19 protein-coding genes are annotated in these 18,837 nt (G+C 71.6%); 13 read left to right on the top strand and 6 right to left on the bottom strand.

The window, feature by feature from the left end:
• The first annotated feature begins 14 nt into the window (after positions 1–14).
• From OG494_RS22730 to OG494_RS22695, 8 genes are all read left to right on the top strand, one after another.
• Entirely contained in the window at positions 15–791 is a 777-nt protein-coding gene (locus tag OG494_RS22730; protein ID WP_328458818.1) for a GntR family transcriptional regulator, read from the top strand.
• A 423-nt stretch (positions 792–1,214) separates the two neighbouring features.
• Entirely contained in the window at positions 1,215–2,333 is a 1,119-nt protein-coding gene (locus tag OG494_RS22725) for a TIGR03364 family FAD-dependent oxidoreductase (protein WP_328458817.1), read from the top strand.
• The gene (locus OG494_RS22720) at positions 2,330–2,995 is read left to right on the top strand and encodes a phosphonatase-like hydrolase (RefSeq protein ID WP_328458816.1); all 666 of its coding nucleotides are present in this window, start codon (positions 2,330–2,332) and stop codon (positions 2,993–2,995) included. The genes OG494_RS22725 and OG494_RS22720 overlap by 4 nt, the downstream gene beginning before the upstream one ends.
• The gene (locus tag OG494_RS22715; RefSeq protein WP_328458815.1) at positions 2,992–3,996 is read left to right on the top strand and encodes a 2-aminoethylphosphonate ABC transporter substrate-binding protein; all 1,005 of its coding nucleotides are present in this window, start codon (positions 2,992–2,994) and stop codon (positions 3,994–3,996) included. The genes OG494_RS22720 and OG494_RS22715 overlap by 4 nt, the downstream gene beginning before the upstream one ends.
• Positions 3,993–5,054, top strand: a complete 1,062-nt coding sequence (locus tag OG494_RS22710; protein ID WP_328458814.1) for an ABC transporter ATP-binding protein — start codon at positions 3,993–3,995, stop codon at positions 5,052–5,054. Before OG494_RS22715 ends, OG494_RS22710 begins: the two co-directional genes overlap by 4 nt.
• Positions 5,051–5,905, top strand: coding sequence for a 2-aminoethylphosphonate ABC transporter permease subunit (locus tag OG494_RS22705; protein ID WP_328458813.1), 855 nt, complete (start codon positions 5,051–5,053; stop codon positions 5,903–5,905). The genes OG494_RS22710 and OG494_RS22705 overlap by 4 nt, the downstream gene beginning before the upstream one ends.
• The gene (locus tag OG494_RS22700; protein WP_328458812.1) at positions 5,883–6,680 is read left to right on the top strand and encodes an ABC transporter permease; all 798 of its coding nucleotides are present in this window, start codon (positions 5,883–5,885) and stop codon (positions 6,678–6,680) included. The genes OG494_RS22705 and OG494_RS22700 overlap by 23 nt, the downstream gene beginning before the upstream one ends.
• 49 nt (positions 6,681–6,729) lie before the next feature.
• The gene (locus OG494_RS22695; protein WP_328458811.1) at positions 6,730–7,266 is read left to right on the top strand and encodes a hypothetical protein; all 537 of its coding nucleotides are present in this window, start codon (positions 6,730–6,732) and stop codon (positions 7,264–7,266) included.
• A gap of 95 nt (positions 7,267–7,361) precedes the next feature.
• Here OG494_RS22695 and OG494_RS22690 read toward each other — a convergent pair whose 3' ends face one another.
• Both OG494_RS22690 and OG494_RS22685 read right to left on the bottom strand, forming a co-directional pair.
• A complete protein-coding gene (locus OG494_RS22690) occupies positions 7,362–7,727 on the bottom strand; it encodes a hypothetical protein (RefSeq protein ID WP_328458810.1) in 366 nt (121 codons plus the stop codon).
• Entirely contained in the window at positions 7,724–8,266 is a 543-nt protein-coding gene (locus tag OG494_RS22685; RefSeq protein WP_328458809.1) for a MarR family winged helix-turn-helix transcriptional regulator, read from the bottom strand. The genes OG494_RS22690 and OG494_RS22685 overlap by 4 nt, the downstream gene beginning before the upstream one ends.
• Before the next feature lie 103 nt (positions 8,267–8,369).
• Here OG494_RS22685 and OG494_RS22680 point away from each other — a divergent pair, with 103 nt between their 5' ends.
• The 4 genes from OG494_RS22680 to OG494_RS22665 all read left to right on the top strand — a co-directional run bounded on the left by OG494_RS22680 (position 8,370) and on the right by OG494_RS22665 (position 11,573).
• A complete protein-coding gene (locus OG494_RS22680; RefSeq protein ID WP_442874493.1) occupies positions 8,370–8,861 on the top strand; it encodes a hypothetical protein in 492 nt (163 codons plus the stop codon).
• A 14-nt stretch (positions 8,862–8,875) separates the two neighbouring features.
• Positions 8,876–9,313 (top strand): SRPBCC family protein, encoded by a 438-nt coding sequence (locus OG494_RS22675; RefSeq protein ID WP_328458807.1) that lies wholly within the window; start codon positions 8,876–8,878, stop codon positions 9,311–9,313.
• An 84-nt stretch (positions 9,314–9,397) separates the two neighbouring features.
• Positions 9,398–10,822: a DHA2 family efflux MFS transporter permease subunit gene (locus tag OG494_RS22670; RefSeq protein ID WP_328458806.1), complete on the top strand. Its 1,425-nt coding sequence runs from the start codon at positions 9,398–9,400 to the stop codon at positions 10,820–10,822.
• Between the two features lie 85 nt (positions 10,823–10,907).
• Complete coding sequence (locus tag OG494_RS22665) at positions 10,908–11,573, top strand: hypothetical protein (RefSeq protein ID WP_328458805.1); 666 nt, start codon at positions 10,908–10,910, stop codon at positions 11,571–11,573.
• Between the two features lie 118 nt (positions 11,574–11,691).
• On the opposite strand, the gene OG494_RS22660 is transcribed toward OG494_RS22665, so the two are convergent.
• The 4 genes from OG494_RS22660 to OG494_RS22645 all read right to left on the bottom strand — a co-directional run bounded on the left by OG494_RS22660 (position 11,692) and on the right by OG494_RS22645 (position 17,530).
• The gene (locus OG494_RS22660; protein WP_328458804.1) at positions 11,692–13,350 is read right to left on the bottom strand and encodes a fumarate hydratase; all 1,659 of its coding nucleotides are present in this window, start codon (positions 13,348–13,350) and stop codon (positions 11,692–11,694) included.
• Between the two features lie 943 nt (positions 13,351–14,293).
• Positions 14,294–15,322, bottom strand: coding sequence for a sigma-70 family RNA polymerase sigma factor (locus OG494_RS22655; RefSeq protein ID WP_328458803.1), 1,029 nt, complete (start codon positions 15,320–15,322; stop codon positions 14,294–14,296).
• Positions 15,323–15,608: 286 nt separating this feature from the next.
• Positions 15,609–16,034 (bottom strand): D-aminoacyl-tRNA deacylase, encoded by a 426-nt coding sequence (gene dtd / locus OG494_RS22650; RefSeq protein WP_328458802.1) that lies wholly within the window; start codon positions 16,032–16,034, stop codon positions 15,609–15,611.
• The gene (locus OG494_RS22645) at positions 16,031–17,530 is read right to left on the bottom strand and encodes a DUF7782 domain-containing protein (RefSeq protein WP_328458801.1); all 1,500 of its coding nucleotides are present in this window, start codon (positions 17,528–17,530) and stop codon (positions 16,031–16,033) included. The genes dtd and OG494_RS22645 overlap by 4 nt, the downstream gene beginning before the upstream one ends.
• A gap of 28 nt (positions 17,531–17,558) precedes the next feature.
• Between OG494_RS22645 and OG494_RS22640 the strand changes: the two genes are divergently transcribed.
• The gene (locus tag OG494_RS22640; RefSeq protein ID WP_328459002.1) at positions 17,559–18,824 is read left to right on the top strand and encodes an amidohydrolase; all 1,266 of its coding nucleotides are present in this window, start codon (positions 17,559–17,561) and stop codon (positions 18,822–18,824) included.
• Positions 18,825–18,837 lie beyond the last annotated feature (13 nt).

The following is an 18,837-nucleotide window of genomic DNA, read 5'->3' as shown; positions in this document are numbered from 1 at the left end:
ATAGGGTCGATTCCGTGCCTGCCCCTTCGCGTTATTCCCGCCTGTCCGCCGACGGTCCCGTGCTCGACGGGATTCCCGAACACGGCCGTGTCCCGCGGTACTACGCGGTCAAGGTCGAGCTGCTGGCGGTGATCGCGGAACTCGGCGAAGGCTCGGTTCTGCCCACCGAACGGGAGCTGTGCGAGCGGTTCGAGGTGTCGCGCGCGACGGTGCGGCAGGCGGTCGGCGAGCTGGTGCTCGAAGGCAAGCTCAGCCGGCGGCAGGGGAGCGGCACGTACGTCGCGGGCCCGAAGCTCATCCAGCCACTGGCCCTGGTCAGCTACACCGAGGGCCTGCGGCGTCAGGGCATCCGCCCCGGCCGGAACGTGGTGACGCTGGAGCGGCGCGTCGCCGGCAGCGCGCTGGCGGCCGACCTGCAGGTCACGTCGGACGCCGAAGTGATCCACATCGAGCGCGTCCTGCTGGCCGACGAGGAACGCGTCGGCTTGGAGTCGACATATCTCCTCGCGTCCCGTTTCCCGACGCTGATGGAGGTGTTCGACCCCGAGCAGTCGCTGTACGCGTGCTTGAGCGAGCGGCTCGGCGTGGTCTTCGACGGCGCCGAGGAGCGTGTCGAGACGGTGCTCGCGACGCCGCGCGAGGCGCTGCTGATCGGCACGAACCCGGCCCTGCCGATGCTGCTGATGCACCGCGTGTCATGGGGCCCGGACGGCGCGCCGTTCGAGCGGGTGCGCTCGTTGTACCGCGGCGACCGGCTGAGCTTCATGACCCGCCTGGGCCGCGTCGACTGACCTGCCGCGTGGACTGACCTGTCACGTCGGGCGGGGGCTGTCCCGCGCGGAGGTTCGCGGTTCGAAGTCGGCCGCACTCACGCGAGTTCGCGGCCGCCGCGCCCCCTAGAGCGTCCCCCACCCTCTCCGGGGGGCGTCCCCCGTCCATCGTATCGGGGGCATCCGACGAGAAGCCGGAAATGTGCGCTGCTGGGCCTCGCTGTCCACATCACGGCCTGGCTGTGGACAACCGGCTCGCGTGTTGTTCCCTCCGGTGAGCCTGACGCGGCTGCTCGGCATCTCCCGGCGCTCGCTGGTGCGTGGCCCTCCGGGCTAGCGTGATAACGGAACGGTAACTCATCCGGTCCAATATTCGATGGCGCTTCACGCTCCGTTCGCCGTCGGGTCAGGCGCCGTTGGCGCGTGGCCGCGAGCGTGTGCGGCGTGCGAATCCTCATCGTGGGCGGTGGCGTGCTCGGCACGCTGCACGCCTGGCAGGCCGTCGAGCGCGGCCACGACGTCGTTCAGCTCGAACGGGAACCCGAGGCCCGGGGCGCGTCCGTGCGCAACTTCGGTCTCGTCTGGGTCGGGGGCCGGGCCACCGGCGCCGAACTGGACACCGCGCTGCGGGCTCGGCGGCTGTGGGAACGGATCGGCGAGCGTGTTCCGGCCCTCGGCTTCCGTGCGAACGGCTCGCTGACCGTCGTCCGGACCGAAGCCGAACTCGCCGTGGCGCAGGAGAGCGCCGCGAGCGCCGAGGCCGCCGACCGCGGGTACAAGCTGCTCGACGCCACCGAGACGAAAAACCTGAATCCGGCCCTGCGCGGGGACTTCCTCGGCGCGCTCCGGTGCGAGCGCGACGCCGCCGTCGAACCCCGCGTCGCCCAGCCCGCCCTGCGTGCCGAACTCGAGCGCAGTGGCCGCTACACCTGGCGGCCCGGCCGGGAGGTCCGGCACCTGAGCGCCACCGGCGTCGTCGACGACCGGGGTGAGCGGCACGACGGTGACGTCGTCGTCTTCTGCACCGGCGCGTGGACCGGCGGGCTCGTGCGCGAGCTGGCCGGCCGCCCGCCCGTGCGCAAGGTCCGGCTGCAGATGGCGCAGACCGAGCCGCTCGGCGAGGAGCTGACCACGAGCGTCGCCGACGGTGACAGCTTCCGCTACTACCCCGCCTACCGCGGTCCGGCCCTCGGCACGCTGGCGGCAACGCAGCCACAGGGGGACGTCGCCGCACACCACCGCATGCAGTTGCTGCTCGTCCAGCGGCTCGACGGCTCCCTGACGATCGGCGACACCCACGAGTACGACGAGCCCTTCACCTTCGACGTCACCGAAGACCCCTACGAGCACCTCACCGACGTCGCGTCCGCGCTGCTCGGAAGGCCGCTGCCGCGCATCCGGCGCCGCTGGGCCGGCGTCTACGCGCAGACCACCGACACCGGCCGGATCGTGCACCGGGAACGCGTCGCGGACAACGCTTTCCTCGTCACCGGGCCGGGCGGCCGCGGCATGACCTGCGCCCCCGCCATCGCCGAAGACACCGCCGCGGAGCTGGGCCTGTGACCACCGAACTCGTCGTCCTCGACATGGCCGGCACGACCGTCGCCGACGACGGCCTCGTGGTGCGGGCCTTCACCGAAGCCATCCGCGCCGTCGGCGTACCCGACGAGCGCTACCCGGACATGCTCCAGTACGTCCTCGACACCATGGGGCAGTCGAAGATCACCGTCTTCCGCGCCCTGCTCGACGACGAAACCCGCGCGCAGCAAGCCAATGCCGCGTTCGAAAGCGCGTACGGCGACCTCGTGCGCGGCGGCGCGTGCACCCCGATCGACGGCGCCGAAGACGTCGTCCGCGACCTGCGCGAGAAGGGCGTCAAGGTCGCCTTCACCACCGGTTTCGCCCCGGCGACCCAGCAGGCCATCCTCGACGCGCTCGGCTGGCGCGACCTCGCCGACCTCGCGCTCGCTCCGGGCGACGGCGTCCGCGGCCGCCCGTTCCCCGATCTCGTCCTCACCGCCGCCATGCGGCTCGAAGTCACCGACGTACGCCACGTCGCCGTCGTCGGCGACACCGCGTCCGACGTCCTGTGTGGACTCCGCGCGGGCGCGTCGGTCGTCGCGGGTGTCCTCACCGGCGCGGGCCGCCGCGAAGACCTCCTCGGCGCCACCCATGTCCTCGACTCCGTCCGTGACCTTCCCGCTGTACTAGGAGAAACCCGATGAGAAAGACCATCGCCGTGCTCGCCGTGGCGCTGACCGGACTGCTCGCCGCCTGCGGTGGCACCGGCGCCGCGTCCGCCGGCGGCAAGACCGTCACCGTGTACACAGTGGACGGACTGGAAGACTGGTACACCGCCCGGTTCGCCGAGTTCGAGCAGCAGACCGGCATCACCGTCGAAGCCGTGACAGCCGGCTCCGGCGAGGTCGCCTCGCGTGTCGAGAAGGAGAAGGCCAACACGAAGGCCGACGTCCTCGTCACGCTGCCGCCGTTCGTCCAGCGCGTCGCCGGGCTCCTCCAGCCGTACACCCCGCCGGGCGCGGACCAAGTGACGGACAAGGACCCGCAGGGCCGCTATTTCGCGATGATGAACAACTACCTCAGCTTCATCCACAACCCGGGTGCCACCCCGAAGACCTGGGACGACCTGCTCGACCCGAAGCTCAAGGGCAAGGTCCAGTACTCGACGCCCGGCGAGGCCGGTGACGGCACCGCGGTCCTGCTGCAGCTGCAGCACGTACTGGGCGAGCAGGGCGCGCTCGACTACCTCGGCAGGCTCGAGGCGAACAACGCCGGGCCGTCGTCGTCCACCGGCAAGCTGCAGCCGAAGGTGGCCAAGGGCGAGCTGCTGGTGGCCAACGGCGACCTCCAGATGAACCTCGCCGAGATCGCCGAGAGCGGCGGCTTCGACGTCTTCTTCCCGGCCGACGCCCAGGGCCGGCGCTCGACGTTCGCGCTGCCCTACTACGCCGGTCTCGTCACCAACGCGCCGCACGCGGACGAGGCGAGGAAGCTCCTCGACTTCCTGTTCTCGCCGCAGGTCCAGGCCAAGACCGCCGACGCGTTCGGCATCCCGGCCCGCGCCGACGTCACCGCCACCGGCCCGAACGCGGACAAGATCAAGGCCGCGCTGCAGGGTGTCGAGATCTGGCACCCGGACTGGGCCGCGGTGCTCGGCAAGCTGGACGCCGACCTGGCCGCGTACAAGAAGGCCGTCGAGCGATGACCCCGGCGGTCGAGTTCCGCGACGTCTCTGTCCACTTCGGACGGATGACGGCGCTGGACTCGTTGAGCCTTGCCGTGGCCCGCGGCGAGACCCTGGCCCTGCTCGGGCCGTCCGGCTCGGGCAAGTCGACGGCGCTCAAGGCCCTCGCGGGGTTCGTGCGGCCCAGCTCCGGGCGGGTGTTCCTGGCCGGGCAGGACGTCACCGACCTGCCGCCGCACCGGCGCGGGCTCGGCGTCGTCGTGCAGAGTTACGCGCTGTTCCCGCACCTGCGCGTCGCCGCGAACGTTGCTTTCGGACTGAACGCGAGGCGGGCTCCGCGTGCCGAGGTCGCGTCGCGGGTCGCCGAAGTCCTCGACCTCGTCGGCATGGGCGCCTACGCCCGGCGGTACCCGCGCGAGCTGTCCGGCGGGCAGCAGCAGCGCGTCGCGCTCGCCCGGGCGCTGGCCATCCGGCCGGACGTCCTGCTGCTCGACGAGCCGCTGTCCGCGTTGGACGCCGCGCTGCGCGAGGACATGATCGCGGAGCTGCTGCGGCTGCGCGCCGAACTGCCGGACACGACGCTCGTCTACGTCACCCACGACCAGGGTGAGGCCCTCGCGCTGGCCGACCGGATCGCCGTCATGCGCGACTCCCGGCTGGTCGAGACCGGCCCGTGCGAGCAGCTCTACCGCCGCCCGGCCGACGGGTTCACCGCGAGCTTCCTCGGCGCGGCCAACCTGATCCCGGTCGAGGTGGTCCACGCCGGGACGCCGTCGACCGTCCGGCTCGGCGCGCGCGTGCTGACCGCCGAGCCGACCGGCGCGCTGAGCCCCGGGCAGCCGGTGGCGCTGGGTGTGCGCCCGCACCGCGTCGGCGTCGGCGAACCCGGCGCGGACACGCTCCCGGCGCTGGTCCGGGCGGTTCAGTGGCGCGGCACCGGCTACCGCCTCGACCTGGAACTCGAGGCGACCGGCGGCACGATCCGCGCCGAGGTCCCGGACGTCGCCGGCCTGGCGGTGGGCACCCCGGTGGGAGTGTCCATTCCGGACGGTTGCCCGCTGGTCGGGGTCGGCGCATGACCGGCCTCGCGCTCGAAGTCACGGTGGCCCCGGCGCCGCGGCGGGCTTCCGCACGGCGCGGCCGTGGGCTCTGGCTGCTGCCGCCGCTGGTGGTCGTGGCCGTCTTCTTCGGTTACCCGCTGGTCCTGGTGGCCGGGCAGTCCCTGTCCACGGACGACGGCGTCGGCCTGGCGAAGTGGGCTGAAGTGCTCGGCTCGGCGGAGTTCCGGGACGCGGCGTGGCAGACGGTGCTGCTCGCCCTGGGCGCGACCGCCGGCTGCGTGCTGCTCGGCACGTTCTTCGCCCTCGTCGTCGCGTTCGTCCCGTTCCCCGGGGCGCGGACGCTGTCGCGGCTGGTCGACACCGTGCTCGCGTTCCCGTCGTTCCTCATCGCGCTGGCGTTCACGTTCCTCTACGGCAACGCGGGTGTGTTCGGCGCCGGCGGGTTCCTGTACTCGCCGTGGGGTGTGCTGCTGGCCGAGATCACCTTCTACACGCCGTTCGTGATGCGTCCGGCGCTCGCGGCGTTCAGCCAGGTCCCGGGCGTGCAGCTGGACGTCGCGGCGGCGCTGGGTGCGCGACCCGGCCGGGTGCTGTGGCGGGTGGTGCTGCCCGCGGCACTGCCGTCGCTGGCCTCGGGCGCGTGCCTGACGTTGCTGCTCGCGCTGAACGAGTTCGGCATTGTGCTGTTCCTCGGCGCGAAGGGCGTCACGACGCTGCCGATGCTGGTGTACGGCAAGGGGATCGTCACGTTCGACTTCCCGGCGGCGAATGTCGTCGCGCTGGTCGACGTCGCGATTTCCCTGCTGCTGTACGGGAGTTACCGGGTCTTGGGCGGAAGGAGCCGCGGTGCTGCTGTGGACGCGGCGTAGCAAAGCGCTGCTGTGGCTGGTGTTCGGCGTGCTGTTCGCGGTGGTCGTCGCGGCGCCGCTGGTGATGATCGTGCTCGCGTCGTTCGCCGGGCAGTGGACCGGCGTGCTGCCGGGCGGGTTCACCCTCGGCCACTACACCGAGGCGTTGTCGGGGGAGACGTTCGCGAGCCTGTCGGTGAGCATCCAGACAGGGGTGATCGCGGGGGCGGCGGCCGTACTGCTCGGCACGTGGGCCGCGCTGGCGGCGGAAACCGCGCCGAGGCGGCTGCGGCGGCTCACCGACACGGTGTTCTACCTGCCGATCGCGGTGCCGTCGGTGGTGCTCGGCCTCGCGCTGCTGATCGCGTTCAGCCGGCCGCCGCTGGCGTTCAACGGCACCCGCTGGATCGTGCTGCTCGGGCACCTGCTGATCCTGCTGCCGTTCGCCTACAGCACGGTCTCGGCGGCGCTGTCCCGCGTCGACCCGCAGCTCGCGCAGGCCGCGGCGTCGCTCGGCGCGTCGCCGGTGCGGGTGCTGCTGCGGGTGCGCGTCCCGGTGCTGCTGCCGGCGATGACGGCGTCGGCGAGCCTCGCGCTGGCGATGTCGATGGGCGAGCTGGGCGCGACGATGATGCTGTACCCGCCGGACTGGCGCACGCTCCCGGCGAGCATCTTCGCGCTGACCGACCGCGGCCAGGTGTTCCTGGCTTCGGCGGCGACGGTCCTGTTGCTGGTGGTGACGCTGGTGGGGGTCAGCCTGCTGGGCCTGGTCCGGGGACGAGCCGCCCATCGGTGACGTTCCGGGCGCGGTGCAACCGGAAGGGCCCGCGTTCCGTCCTGGAGGTATGCGCAACGCGGTGAAACTGCTGGGGACGGGCCTGCTGCTGGTCACGCTGACGGCGTGCGGGTCTTCTTCGACCGGTGCCGGGGCCCCGTCGGCCTCCTCGGCTTCTTCGGCTCCGCCGGCGAGCAGCACCGGGCCGGAGACGCCCACGACGGCACCGACGGTGCCGGGCACGGTGACGCCGACGTTCGACCCGCCGCCCCCGGGCACGGTCGGCCGCCCGACGCAGGGCATCGCCCCGGGTGACGACGTCATCGCCGAGACCCAGGTCGACGCGCGCGGCCTGCCGGAGGGTTACCCCCGCACGCTGACCCGCAGCCTGGACGGCAAGACGGTGGTCCTGGGCGCCGAGGAGGGCGGCTGCCGCCGCGTCTCGGCCCGGGTCGGCGACCAGAACGCGGCGCAGGTGGTCGTGCTGATCACGGTGACGTCCGGGACGAAGGGCCAGATGTGCCCGGACTACATCAAGGAGATCAGCATCCCGCTGACGCTGGCCGCACCCCTCGGCACGCGCACGGTCGTCCTCCGCCAAGGCTGAGCTCCGACATCACCCGAAAGCACCACACCCCCACGAACGTGTCCCCTCACCCCGCGCAAACTCGCATCTTTCCTAGCGAAAGTGGCGGCTTTGGGTCACGCGGGGTGAGGGGCCGCGGCCATGAGCGGGTGCCAGCGGGTGGCGTCGAAGATCAGCGTGATGGCCTCGATCCGGCCGTCACGCAGGCGGAAGTGCTCCGCCGTGCGCTGGGTGCCCACCGGCGTCGCGGTGTGCACGTCGTAGACGAGCGTGGCTTCCGACTCGCCGTACAGCTCGCTGATCATCTCCACGCCCGAGACCACCCGGAGGAAGCCGGCGAGCCCGGCCAGGTGACCGTCGGCGTCGGCGCTGAGCAGGGGGCTCTCGAAGGTGAACGTGCCGGTGAGGCGGGCGGCCGCGGCGGGCACGTCGCCGGCGAATCTCGCCCGGTGGTAGGCCTGAACGGTCTCACGGGTCGTCATGGTCGGTCCTCCAGGTAGCGGGCCAAGTGGTGCTGGTTTTCCACGACACGCAGGCACAAGTGCCGCAACAGCGCGGTTTCGCCGGGGGTGAACCCGCGGAAGACGGCCGCCATGGCCGCCTGGGACGGCCGCCGGAACTCCTCGAGCCACGTCCGCCCGGCCGGGGTGATCCGGGCGAGCACGGACCGCCGGTCCGCCGGGGCGGGGACGCGCTCCGCGAGTCCGCCCCGCTCGAGCGTGTCGACCAGGCCGGTCACGTTCCGCGAGCTCACCCCGGCGGCGCCGGCCAGGTCCTTGATGCTGACCCCGGCTTCACTTCCGCTGATCCGGATCAGGATGTCCAGCGCGCCCGGGCTCAGCCCGCGGCTGTCCGTCCCGTGCGAGCGCAGCCAATCCAGGCCGCGCGCGGCCGTCCGGACGGCCGCGGCCGCTTCCAGCGGGCCGAGGTCGTCGTCGACGGCGAACTCGGCGAGCGCCGTCCGGACCTTCGGGTCGAACAACCGGTCGGCCGGATCCCGGGAGAAATCTACGTCCTTCATGATGAAGCACTACATTAGTACGTACTTCCGTATTTGTCATCGATCTTCGTGCAACCCCGCGCCGCCCGCGTTCCGTCCTGGACGCATGAGGTACTTAGCGAAGGTGGTCGGGACAGGCGCGATCCTCCTCATGGCGACGGCCTGCGCCGGCCAGGACATGCCCATCAGCCAGCCCGCTTCCGGGGGCGACTCCGCAGCACCCTCCGGCAGCGTTTCGACGTCGCCGAGCGAGTCGGTGCTGCCGACGTCGCCCTCGGCGAACCCGCCCGGCAAACCCCGGCTCACCGTGCCCGAAGGCAGTACCCCGGTGCCGCCGAACAAGGTCGACGCGGCGGCGCTGCCCGCCGACTACCCGCACGAGGTGTGGACGGCCAACGGCGGCACGATCCTCAACATCCGCGCCCAGGAGGGCGGCTGCGGCCACGCCCTCGGCGAGGCGACCGAGCAGGCCGGCGACCGCGTCGTGGTCAACCTGAGCGAGACGAAGGCGCAGACCGGCCAGATGTGCACGATGGACATCCGGTTCCCGGTGATCTCCGTGGCGCTGGCCGCGCCGCTCGACCAGCGCACGGTCGTCCTGAAGACGACCAAATGATCTAGGCTCGGGTGATGGGAAGCCGTCAGGTCTCACGCACCACGATCGTCGCCACGACCCCGGAGAAGATCTTCGGGCTCCTGGCCGATCCGGCCCAGCACCCGCTCATCGACGGATCCGGGACGGTCCGGGCCCCCCAGCCGGGAGGCCCGGACCGGCTCGTGCTCGGCACGAAGTTCGGCATGGACATGAAGATGGGCGCGTCCTACAAGGTCCTCAACACCGTGGTCGAGTACGAAGAAGGCCGCCTGATCGCCTGGCGCCACTTCAACGGCCACCGCTGGCGCTGGCGCCTCGAACCCCTCGACGGCGGCCGCACCGAGGTCACCGAGACGTTCGACTGGTCGACGGCGAAGTTCCCGCTCGCCATCAGCCTCAGCCCGTTCCCGCGCAAGAACACCCAGGGCATCGAGAAGACGCTGGCCCGGCTCACGGAGCTGTTCCCGGGCTGACGGCGTGGTTCGGGTCACCCGGCCCCGCGAAAAATTAGTTGTACAGTGCTAAGTATTGTCGCTGACAACTGAGCGGGGTGCGGCGTGCCACAGCCGGTCCGGCGGCGGGTGGTCCTCGCCGTCTGCTGCATGAGCCTGTTCATCGTCGGGCTCGACAACACGATCGTGAACCTCGCGCTGCCGTCGATCCGGCGGGAACTGGGCGCCTCGGTGTCCAGTCTGCAGTGGACGATCGACGCGTACACCCTCGTGCTGGCCAGCCTGCTCATGCTGTCGGGCTCGACGGCCGACCGCATCGGCCGCCGCCGGACGTTCCAGACCGGCCTGGCCCTGTTCAGCCTCGGCTCGCTGCTCTGCGGGATCGCGCCGAACATCGGCTCGCTCGTCGCGTTCCGCGCGCTGCAGGCGATCGGCGGCTCGATGCTCAACCCGGTCGCGCTGTCCATCGTCACCAACATCTTCACCGAGCCCCGCGAACGCGCCCGCGCGATCGGCGTCTGGGCCGGGGTCGTCGGGCTGAGCATGGCCGTCGGGCCGGTGCTCGGCGGCGCGCTCGTCGGCTGGGCGGGCTGGCGCTCGATCTTCTGGATCAACGTCCCGGTCGGGATCGCCGCGATCGTGCTGACGGCGTTGTTCGTGCCGGAGTCGCGGTCCCCGCACCCGCGCCGGCTCGACCCGGTGGGTCAGCTGCTGGTCATCGTCCTGCTGGCGTCGCTCATCTACGGGATCATCGAAGGGCGCGGCGCCGGCTGGGGCTCCCCGGAGATCGTCGGCTGCTTCGTCATCGCCGCGGTGGCGCTGGCCGTGCTGCTGCCCTACGAACGGCGTCGCCGGGATCCGTTGCTGGACCTGAAGTTCTTCCGCAGCGTGCCGTTCTCCGGCGCCACGCTGACCGCCGTCACCGGGCTCGCGGCGCTGTCAGGGTTCCTGTTCCTCAACTCGCTCTACCTGCAGGACGCCCGCGGACTGTCCGCGCTGGACGCCGGTCTGCTGACCCTGCCGATGGCGGTGGTGACGGCGGTGTTCGCGCCGCTGTCCGGCCGTCTCGTCGGCGCCCGCGGGCCACGGCTGCCGCTGCTCGTCGCCGGGGCGGGGATCGCGGCCTCCGGGATCGTGCTTTCCGGGATCAGCCCGACCACCCCGATCTCCGTGCTGATACTGGGTTACGTGTGCTTCGGCGCCGGGTTCGGCATGCTCAACGCGCCGATCACGAACGCCGCGGTGTCGGGCATGCCGCGGGACCGCGCCGGGCTCGCCGCGGCCGTCGCCTCGACCAGCCGCCAGGTCGGGATCTCCCTGGGGGTGGCGGTGATCGGCGTGGTCGTCGCCGCGAGCGAGGGACTGCCGCCCGGGACGGGCCGCACCGGCTGGGTGATCATCGCCGGCTGCGGGGTGCTGGTGTTCGTGCTGGGGCTCGTCACCACCGGCCGGTGGGCCCTGGCGACCGCCGCGCGCGTCAGTGGTCCGGACCACCTCGGCGAGCCCGTGACCTCGGCTTCGGGCAACTAGGCCGAAAAAGTCCCGCATCCCGGTGAACCACCTTCGTTACCGGGCCGTATTCCCGGATGAGGTGGTGATCAGAGAGGAACGGAACATGCCCCGGTTGACTAGTGGTCGGCACCGCAAGCGAGCGACCATCGGCTTGGCCGCGTTGCTGGGCGTTTCCGGCGTAACCGCGGCCGCGATCGCGCTGAGCAGCCCCGCGAGCAACGCGGCCGAAGCGCCCAAGGAGAACTGCGCGGGACTCGACACCGCGCTGCAGAACAACCTGGACTTCATCGCCGGGCAGCAGGCGAACCCGGACGCGCAGTCGGCCGCGAGGATCGCCAACCGCCAGGCGGTGGTGGACCTCATCCAGCAACGACGGGTCGTCGCGGAATGCACCGCGAACGTCGTCGCGAACAACGGCCAGGCGGCGCCGGTCCAGCAGGCTCCGGCCCAGGCGCCCGCGCAGCAGGCGCCCGCCCAGCAGGCCCCGGCGCAGCAGCAGAACCAGAACGGTGCCGCGACGGGTGACGTGGTGTGCCCCGGCTCGACCGTGACGCTCTCGGGCGAGGCCGGCGCGCCGGCGGCGTCGAGCAACCAGTTCCCCGCGGGGACCAAGCTGAAGGTGACGAACCTCGACAACTCGAAGTCCACCACCGTGACGGTGACGTCGGTGTCGGGCAGCTGCGCGCTGCTCAACAACGCGGCCTTCGAACAGGTTCGGGAACCCGGAAAGTTCCTCATCCGGCGTGCGCGGATCGAGCGCGTCGGCTGAGGGAGCAGGGAAGGAGGGGAGCACTGGCGGCGGGCTGGTGCTCCCTTCCCCGCCCTGATCACCCGACAGCGCCCCCATCGGCCACTGTGGACGGCCGAAGGGGGCGCTGTGTGGTATTTCAGCGGAAGCTGATCTGCAGCACCGGATCGCCGGTGCTGGCGAAGAAGTCGTTGCCCTTGTCGTCGATGACGATGAACGCGGGGAAGTCCTCGACCTCGATCTTCCAGACGGCTTCCATGCCGAGCTCGGCGTACTCGAGGACGTCGACCTTCTTGATGCAGTCCTGCGCCAGCCGCGCGGCCGGGCCACCGATCGACCCGAGGTAGAAACCGCCGTGCTCCTCGCACGCCGACGTCACCTGCTTCGAGCGATTTCCCTTGGCCAGCATGACAAGCGAGCCGCCGGCGGCTTGGAACTGCGCGACGTAGGAGTCCATCCGCCCGGCCGTGGTGGGCCCGAACGAGCCGGACGCGTAGCCCTCCGGCGTCTTCGCCGGGCCCGCGTAGTAGACCGGGTGGTTCTTCAGGTACTCCGGCATCTCCTCGCCGGCGTCGAGACGCTCGGCGATCTTCGCGTGCGCGATGTCGCGGGCGACGACCAGCGGCCCGGACAGCGAAAGCCGGGTCTTCACCGGCAGCTGCGAGAGCTGGGCGCGGATCTCGGCCATCGGCCGGTTGAGGTCGACGGACACGACGTCGTCGGAGAGGTCCTCCTCGGTGACCTCGGGCAGGAAGCGGGCCGGGTCGCGCTCGAGCTGCTCGATGAACACGCCGTCGGCGGTGATCTTGGCCTTCGCCTGCCGGTCGGCGGAGCAGCTCACGGCGATGCCGACGGGGCACGACGCGCCGTGGCGGGGGAGCCGGATGACGCGGACGTCGTGGCAGAAGTACTTCCCGCCGAACTGCGCGCCGATGCCGAACTGGCGCGTCATCTCCAGGACCTGCTGCTCGAGGCTCGGATCGCGGAAGGCGTGGCCGAGCTCGGAGCCCTCCTGCGGGAGGTTGTCGAGGTAGCGCGCGGAGGCGAGCTTCGCGACCTTCAGGTTGAACTCGGCGGACATACCGCCGACGACGATCGCGAGGTGGTACGGCGGGCAGGCCGCGGTGCCGAGGCTGCGCAGCTTCTCGTCGAGGAACCGGGCGAGCCGCTTCGGGTTCAGGACGGCTTTCGTTTCCTGGTACAGGAACGTCTTGTTGGCGCTGCCGCCGCCCTTGGCCATGAACAGGAACTCGTAGGCCGGGTCGCCCTGGCCGTCCTTGTGGTAGAGCTCGACCTGCGCCGGCAGGTTCGTGCCGGTGTTGCGCTCGTCCCAGAAGTTGACCGGCGCCATCTGCGAGTACCGCAGGTTGAGCTGCTGGTAGGCGTCGTAGATGCCCTGCGAGAGGGCACGCTCGTCGTCACCGCCGGTGAGGACGCCTTCGCCGCGCTTGCCGATGACGATCGCGGTGCCGGTGTCCTGGCACATGGGCAGCACCCCGCCGGCCGAGATGGCGGCGTTGCGGAGCAGGTCCATGGCGACGAACCGGTCGTTGCCGCTCGCCTCGGGATCGTCGACGATGGCGCGCAGCTGCGTCAGGTGTGACGTGCGCAACAGGTGCTGGATGTCGGTGATGGCCGTGCGCGCGAGGGTGGTCAGCGCCGCGGGGTCGATCTTCAGGAACTTCCGCCCGGCGGCTTCGAAGGTCTCGACGCCTTCGTCGGTGACCAGCCGGTACTCCGTGGTGGTGTCCTTGCCCAGCGGGAGGACTTCGGTGTGCTGAAAAGTGGTGGACGGCACTGCCAGGCTCCTTTGCCAGCTCCGGGATCGGTCCACCCTACGCACCCGCGGCACCCACGCCCCAGAGGCGTCCGGCCACTGTGAAGCACCCCACCCGCCCCGGCCGCGCCCCCACCCTCCCTGGGGGGCGTGCCCTTGTCCAGTTTATCGGGGGTGCCCGACGAAAGCCGGGGAAAGCGGCGGCCGGGGCCTGGTTGTCCACATCACGGCGGACCTGTGGAAAGCCGGATCCGGCAGGGCGAGCCGACCGGCTGGGTAAGGGCCGTCGGCGTGGGGTGTGAGGCGACCGTCTGGGTACGCGAGGAGACCGGGGCTGGGTGCGTGAGCCGGCGGGCTGGGCGACTGGCCGGGTAAGCGACAGGCTGGGTGCGTGAGCCAGCGGGCTGGGGTGCGCGAAGCGACTGGCCGGGGTGCGTGGCCGGCGGGCTGGGTAAGCGAGGCGACAGGCTGGGTGCGTGAGCCAGCGGGCTGGGGTGCGCGAAGCGACCGGCTGGGCGTGGCCGGCGGGGCTGGGTAAGCGAGATGACCGTCTGGCTACACGAGCCGACTGGCTGAGTGTGCGAAGTGACTGGCCGGCTGAGCGCGCGACGCGACTGGCCGGCTGGGTGAGCCGGCCGGCTGGGTGCGCGGTGCCGGAGGTTTGGTCGGGAGGCCGGGTCCACCCCGACGGACCCGACCTCCCGGGGAACGCTCCCGGATGCGTGCACACCCGGTCGCGAGGCTTGACGCCGTGACCCCACCGGCCTTCACCCGACAGTGGCGTGACGTAGGTCATAAGTCAATCCGGCCGAACGGGTGTCGCCGAGGGTTGCTACCCACGTCATGTTGGGCCGAAACCCCGGGTTCGTGGCTTATTTTCCGTTCGCGGTCCTGAACTGCGGTAACGCACACAAAAACGGGGCGGGCACGCACAGTGTGCGCGCCCGCCCCGTCGGAGAGCGGATCAGCTGGCGTAGGCGCGGAGCCGGTCCGCGCGCTCGCCCTGGCGGAGCTTGGACATGACCTCGCGCTCGATCTGGCGGACGCGCTCGCGGGACAGCCCGAAGTGCTTGCCGATCTGGTCGAGGGTGCGGGGCTGGCCGTCGTCCAGGCCGTAGCGCAGCCGGATGACGAACTGCTCGCGGTCGTCCAGCGTCGCGAGCACGCGGCGCAGGTCGTCCTGCAGCAGGCCGGAGATCACGGCGCTCTCGGCGTCGGTCGCCTCGGAGTCCTCGATGAAGTCACCGAGCGGGGCGTCCTCCTCCGCGCCCACCGGCATGTCCAGGCTTACCGGGTCACGCGAGTGGTCGAGCAGGTCGGAGATCTTGTGGGCCGGGATGCCCGACTCCGCGGCCAGCTCTTCGTGCGTCGCGTCGCGCCCGAGCTGCTGGTGCAGGTCGCGCTTGATGCGGGCGAGCTTGTTGACCTGTTCCACCAGGTGGACCGGGAGCCGGATGGTGCGGCCCTGGTCGGCCATGCCCCGGGTGATGGCCTGCCGGATCCACCAGGTGGCGTAGGTCGAGAACTTGAACCCCTTGGAGTAGTCGAACTTCTCCACCGCGCGGATCAGGCCCAGGTTCCCCTCCTGGATCAGGTCCAGCAGCGGCATCCCCCGGCCGGTGTAGCGCTTGGCCAGCGAGACGACCAGGCGCAGGTTCGCCTCGAGCAGGTGGTTCTTCGCCACGTGCCCGTCACGGACCAGAGCGGACAGCTCGGTGCGCCGCTTGGAGGTGAGATTCTCCCCGGTGTCCAGCATGTGCTGGGCGAAAACGCCGGCTTCGATGCGCTTGGCGAGCTCCACCTCGTCGGCGGCGGACAGCAGCGCCGTCTTGCCGATGCCGTTGAGGTAGACACGCACCAGGTCGGCGGCGGGGCTCGGGGCGTCGAGGTCGCCTTCGGCGAACGCCCCCGCGCTCACCGGCTCCTCGGACGTCTGAGCCGGAATACGTTCGCGAATCCCGCGCGACTCGCGTTCGAGAGTCTGGACTGACATTCTGCCTCCCCGGTCACGGGCTGAACGTGCTGCGGTGGGTCACGCCGGGTGCGTACCCGCGGACCGAGGCCTGTGGAACCCGGTACGCCGGTCCGGCCGGCTTGGCTGGACATCTGGTGCAACGCTCCGGGTTCCCGAAACGTTCCCGGCTCGCTGAAAAGGAGACGGCTGCCGAAGCCTTCCGGTTGCTCCACCAATGCTGAGCTTTTCCTGAGAGTGGGCAGGGGTCGCGAAACCTGAGAAGACCTTGAGAATTCGGTCAGGAAGTGAACCGCTCCGGAGTGGTCTAGACCTCTACGAGAACGGTGAACGGACCGTCGTTGACGCTCGATACCGCCATCATCGCCCCGAAACGCCCGGTCGCGACGGTGGCGCCGCGGTCGCGCAGCGCGGCCACCACGGCCTCCACCAACGGTTCGGCGACCTCCGGCCGCGCGGCCCGCGTCCACGACGGCCGGCGCCCTTTCTTCGTGTCGCCGTAGAGCGTGAACTGGCTCACCACGAGCAACGGCGCATTCACCGTCGCGCATGATTCCTCGTCACGCAGGATGCGCAACTCGTGCAATTTGCGCGCCATCGTCGCGGCCTTCGCGGCGTCGTCGTCCGCGTGGATTCCCAGCAGCACAAGCAGACCGGGTTCGGTGATCGCGCCGACCACCTCGTCGTCCACCGTCACGTCCGCCCGGGTGACGCGGGCCGCGACCGCCCTCACCGCTGCGCCGGGACGAGCATGCCGTGCCGGACGAGCTCGCGGACGACGGGCAGCGCGGCGGCGGCCAGTTCGTCCGCTTCGAGGCCCTGGGCGGCCGCGAGCAGCTCGATGAGGTCCTCCAGGGGCAGGGCGCCGCGACAGCCCGCGAGCAGCCGCGCGGCCAGGTCGTCGACCTCGTGCTGCCAGCCCGGCCCGTCGGTGCGGTGCAACCGCCGGATCGACGTCGTCCAGCCTTCGTCACCCGGTTCTTCGACGCTTTCCAGCAAAACGGTGTCGGGCACGACAAATCGGACATCGAGCAACGAACCGGAATTGCGCAGCCATTCGACGCGGTCCAGCCAGCCTGCCGCTTCCGGTCCCAGCGGGTCGTCGTAGGCCTGCCGCAGGTCTTCGCAGACGACGGTCGGGGTGCGCCCGGCCGCGCGGCGCAGCGTCACGAAACCGAAGCCGATGCCCCGGACGTCGTTGGCGGCGAACCAGTCGAGCCACGCCGCCGCCTTCGCCCGGCCTTCGGGGGAGCGCGGGTCGATGCCCGCGTCCCGCAGCCACGTGCCGACGTAGAGCGCCGGGTCGGCGACGTCGCGCTGGACGAACCAGGCGTCCGTCTCCGCGGGCAGCCAGCGGCTCACCCGGTCGGCCCAGTCCTCTTTTCCGGTGTGCAGCCAGGAAGCCAGCAGCTGGCCGATGCCGTCGTCGTTCAGGAACCCCGGCAGCTGCCGGATGACGAGCGCGCTCGCGTCGTCGCCGGCCAGCCCGGAGTCGCGGTAGGTGTAGTCGACGCGCGCCGGGCCGACCACGAACGGCGGATTGCAGACGACCTGGTCGAACTTCCGCCGCGCGACCGGCGCGAACCACTCGCCGCGGACCAGCTCGACGTCCAGCTCGTTGAGCCGGAACGTCGCCGCGGCCAGTGCGAGCGCCCGCGCGGAGACGTCGGTGGCGGTGACGCGCCGCGCGTGCCGGGTCGCGTGCAGTGCCTGGACGCCGTTGCCGGTGCCCAGGTCGAGCAGGGTGCCGACCGGGCGGCGGGTGGTGGCGCGGATCAGCGACAGCGACGCGTGGCCGACGCCGAGCACGTGGTCCTCGGGGACGGTGGCGCCCAGCACGTCGGCGTCGAGGTCGGAGACGACCCACCAGGAGCCCTCCTCGTCGCCGTGCGGGCGGACGTCGAGGGCGGCGCGGTAGCCGCCGGCGACGGCGTCCAGCAGACCGGCCGCGGCGGCGTCTTCCGGTGTCAGCGGCGCGAACGCGGCCTTGACCGCGGTCTCCGGTTCGGTGCCGCCGAGCAGGAACAGCCGGATCAGCGTGCCGAGGTCGCCCGCGTCCCGGCTGGCCCGGTCCGCCGGTTCCGGCTCGCCGCGGCCGAGCGCCGCGTGGGCGGCGCCGCCGAGGGTGCCCACCACGCCGTCGGCGTCGTAGGAGGTGCGCCGGAAGGCCTCGCGCAGCCGCGCGCAGACGTCGTCGGACAGGTCGGGCAGTACGCTTCGCGTGCTCACGGTGGGTAATGCTGCCACGATGGCTCCTGTGACCCTCGAAGACGTCCTCACCCCGCTCGGCGCGGCGCTGCCCGAGCTCGAAGCGCTCTACATCGACCTCCACCGCCACCCCGAGCTCTCCTTCGCCGAGACCCGGACGGCGGCCGAGCTGGCCCGGCGGCTGGAGCGCGACGGCTACGAGGTGCACACCGGCATCGCCGGCACCGGGGTGCTGGGCGTGCTGCGCAACGGCGAGGGCCCGACGGTGCAGCTGCGCGCCGACATCGACGCGCTGCCGGTCGAGGAGAAGACCGGGCTGTCGTACGCGAGCACCGCGCGCGGCACCGACGAGCACGGCACCGACGTCCCGGTGATGCACGCCTGCGGGCACGACATGCACGCCACGTGGCTGTCCGGGGCCGCGACGCTGCTCGCGCGCGGCCGCGACGCCTGGTCCGGCACGCTGCTGGTGGTGTTCCAGCCGGGGGAGGAGAGCGCGGGTGGCGCGTCGGCGATGGTCCGCGACGGCCTGTTCGACATCGCCGGGAAACCCGACGTCGTGTTCGGCCAGCACCTGGTGCCGGGCCCGGCGGGCTGGGTGCTCACCCGCCCCGGCGTGATCATGGCCGCGACCGACACGCTGCGGATCACCCTGCACGGCCGCGGCGGCCACGGCTCGCGCCCGGAGACCACCGTCGACCCGGCCGTGCTGGCCGCGTCCGTCGTGCTCAAGCTGCAGACGATCGTCTCGCGCGAGATCGCCGCGACCGACTCGGCCGTCGTCACCGTCGGTTCGCTGCACGTGGGCACGGCGAGCAACGTGATCGCCGACGACGCCGTGCTGGAGGTCAACGTCCGGTCGTTCGACCAGGCGGTCCGCGAGCGCGTGCTGAGCGCGGTGGAGCGGATCGTCAACGGCGAAGCGGCTACGGCCGGCGCGCCGGAACCGCCCGAGATCACGCGGTACGGGTCCTACCCGATCACGGAGAACGACGAAGCGGCCAACAACGCGCTCGCCGAGGTCTTCCTCGCCCACTTCGGGCCCGAGGTGACCATGCCGGCCCCGCTGATCACCGGCAGTGAGGACTTCAGCGAGTTCGGCCGCGCCGCCGGCGCGCCGTCGGTGTTCTGGCTGGTCGGCGGGTTCGACCCGGCGACGGTGATCACCGCGATGACCGAGGGCCGGTTCGAGCGCGACATCCCGTCCAACCACTCGCCGCGGTTCGCCCCGGTGCTGCACCCGACCCTGCGCACGGGCATCGAAACGCTCGTCGCCGCGGCGTTGAGCCGCTTGGCCCACCCCGGTGTCGCATGAGCCGCCGGGGTGC

It is taken from the genome of Amycolatopsis sp. NBC_00438 (genome assembly GCF_036026695.1).
In the GTDB taxonomy this organism is placed as follows: domain Bacteria; phylum Actinomycetota; class Actinomycetes; order Mycobacteriales; family Pseudonocardiaceae; genus Amycolatopsis.
This window is presented reverse-complemented; position numbering and strand designations above follow the sequence as displayed.